We start from the raw sequence: 2,751 nt of genomic DNA, 5'->3' as shown, positions 1-2,751 counted from the left end.
GGCGACTTGCCGCCCAGTTCCAGCGAGACGCGCTTGAAATGCTGCGCGCCGAGCACGTTGACCTTGCGACCGCCTTCGTCGCCGCCGGTGAAGGCGATGCGCGGGACTTTCGGATGCGTGACCAGCGGCTCGCCCACTTCAGCGCCGAAACCGGTGATGACGTTGAACACGCCCGGCGGGAAGCCAGCCTCAATAAACAACCTGGCCAGCTCGAACATCGATACCGAAGTGTGCTCGGATGGCTTGGCGATGATGGTGTTGCCTGCGCACAGCGCCGGCGCGATTTTCCACGCGGTCAGCAGCAGCGACGAGTTCCATGGCGTGATGGTGGCGACCACGCCGATCGGCTCGTAGCGGGTGTAGTTGAAGACCTTGGGCTTGTCCATCGGGATGACGGCGCCCTGGATCTTGTCGGCGAGGCCGCCGTAGTAGTAGAAGTATTTGGCCATGTAGCGCACCTGGCCGCCAACTTCGCTTTTCAACTTGCCGTTGTCGCGGCTTTCTGCCAACGTCAGCGTGTCGGCGTGCTTCTCGATCAAAGTGCCGAGCTTGTGCAGCAGCAGGCCGCGATCGGTGGCCGACATGGTGCCCCACGGACCTTCCATTGCGGCCGAGGCGGCCTCGACGGCGCGGTTGACGTCATCCTTGTTGGCACGCGGGACTTGCGCCCATGCTTCGCCGCTGAACGGATCGAGCGAGTCGAACCATTGGCCCGAGAGTGGATCGACCCATTCGTTGTTGATGAATAACTGATAGCGCTGCGTCATGCGTGGCTCCTAAGGAATAAATTTTCAGTGGTTCTTGTTTTCGATGAAAAATTATTGTTTTTTTGGAGCCCTGGTAGCAAACGAATAATAGTAATGAAGTTGTGCGAATTTGGAATCAACTCTGCGGCGCGAATTCCGTCGATACCGCGCAAACCCTTCCCCACGCTGAATCTCCCTCCTGCGGATCAACTCCACGTCTTGAGTTTCTTGCTGCGGTGCACGTAAAAGAATATCGCTGCGCCGGTATTTTCGTCCCTGCGAAGATCGGCGACTTCATGACATCGGCGCACAAGGTGATTCCTTCTTATCGTTTGCGGCGCTGCGCCGATAGTCCAATACTTCGGTCCGTGTGATGACGGCATGGTGGTTCGCCACGTGTGAAAACCGGCATCGCGTCTTTGAACTCTGTGGAGACCGCAAGCATGAAAGTTCTGGTATCAGTCAAACGCGTTGTCGATTACAACGTCAAAGTACGCAGGACGAATTCGTCGTGGATGCCTTCCTGCAGCAGCAGGCGCGAACCCGCCATGCAGGTCTGACCGCCGGCCGAGAAGATGCCGGTGATGACGCCGTTGGCGGCGCGGGTCAGATCGGCATCATCGAAAATGATGTGTGGCGACTTGCCGCCCAGTTCCAGCGAGACGCGCTTGAAATGCTGCGCGCCGAGCACGTTGACCTTGCGACCGCCTTCGTCGCCGCCGGTGAAGGCGATGCGCGGGACTTTCGGATGCGTGACCAGCGGCTCGCCCACTTCAGCGCCGAAACCGGTGATGACGTTGAACACGCCCGGCGGGAAGCCAGCCTCAATAAACAACCTGGCCAGCTCGAACATCGATACCGAAGTGTGCTCGGATGGCTTGGCGATGATGGTGTTGCCTGCGCACAGCGCCGGCGCGATTTTCCACGCGGTCAGCAGCAGCGACGAGTTCCATGGCGTGATGGTGGCGACCACGCCGATCGGCTCGTAGCGGGTGTAGTTGAAGACCTTGGGCTTGTCCATCGGGATGACGGCGCCCTGGATCTTGTCGGCGAGGCCGCCGTAGTAGTAGAAGTATTTGGCCATGTAGCGCACCTGGCCGCCAACTTCGCTTTTCAACTTGCCGTTGTCGCGGCTTTCTGCCAACGTCAGCGTGTCGGCGTGCTTCTCGATCAAAGTGCCGAGCTTGTGCAGCAGCAGGCCGCGATCGGTGGCCGACATGGTGCCCCACGGACCTTCCATTGCGGCCGAGGCGGCCTCGACGGCGCGGTTGACGTCATCCTTGTTGGCACGCGGGACTTGCGCCCATGCTTCGCCGCTGAACGGATCGAGCGAGTCGAACCATTGGCCCGAGAGTGGATCGACCCATTCGTTGTTGATGAATAACTGATAGCGCTGCGTCATGCGTGGCTCCTAAGGAATAAATTTTCAGTGGTTCTTGTTTTCGATGAAAAATTATTGTTTTTTTGGAGCCCTGGTAGCAAACGAATAATAGTAATGAAGTTGTGCGAATTTGGAATCAACTCTGCGGCGCGAATTCCGTCGATACCGCGCAAACCCTTCCCCACGCTGAATCTCCCTCCTGCGGATCAACTCCACGTCTTGAGTTTCTTGCTGCGGTGCACGTAAAAGAATATCGCTGCGCCGGTATTTTCGTCCCTGCGAAGATCGGCGACTTCATGACATCGGCGCACAAGGTGATTCCTTCTTATCGTTTGCGGCGCTGCGCCGATAGTCCAATACTTCGGTCCGTGTGATGACGGCATGGTGGTTCGCCACGTGTGAAAACCGGCATCGCGTCTTTGAACTCTGTGGAGACCGCAAGCATGAAAGTTCTGGTATCAGTCAAACGCGTTGTCGATTACAACGTCAAAGTACAGCAGCAGGCGCGAACCCGCCATGCAGGTCTGACCGCCGGCCGAGAAGATGCCGGTGATGACGCCGTTGGCGGCGCGGGTCAGATCGGCATCATCGAACGCGCGCGCGCGCGCGCGCGCGCGCGCGCGC

General features: G+C 58.6%; 2 protein-coding genes and 1 pseudogene. All 3 read right to left on the bottom strand.

Going from position 1 to position 2,751, the window contains the following annotated elements; all coding sequences use genetic code 11:
• The coding region (locus HLUSI_RS0112105) for an aldehyde dehydrogenase family protein (RefSeq protein WP_016834224.1) at window positions 1-767 on the bottom strand (767 nt) is incomplete at its 3' end.
• Window positions 768-1,224: 457 nt separating this feature from the next.
• A complete protein-coding gene (locus HLUSI_RS28325) occupies window positions 1,225-2,148 on the bottom strand; it encodes an aldehyde dehydrogenase family protein (RefSeq protein ID WP_016834223.1) in 924 nt (307 codons plus the stop codon).
• A gap of 473 nt (window positions 2,149-2,621) precedes the next feature.
• Window positions 2,622-2,751 (bottom strand): annotated as a pseudogene (locus HLUSI_RS32645) (aldehyde dehydrogenase family protein); the annotation flags it as partial.

Source organism: Herbaspirillum lusitanum P6-12 (genome assembly GCF_000256565.1).
Lineage (GTDB): Bacteria > Pseudomonadota > Gammaproteobacteria > Burkholderiales > Burkholderiaceae_D > Herbaspirillum > Herbaspirillum lusitanum.
The sequence above is the reverse complement of the archived record's forward strand: the minus strand, read 5'-3'. Positions and strand labels throughout refer to the sequence as shown.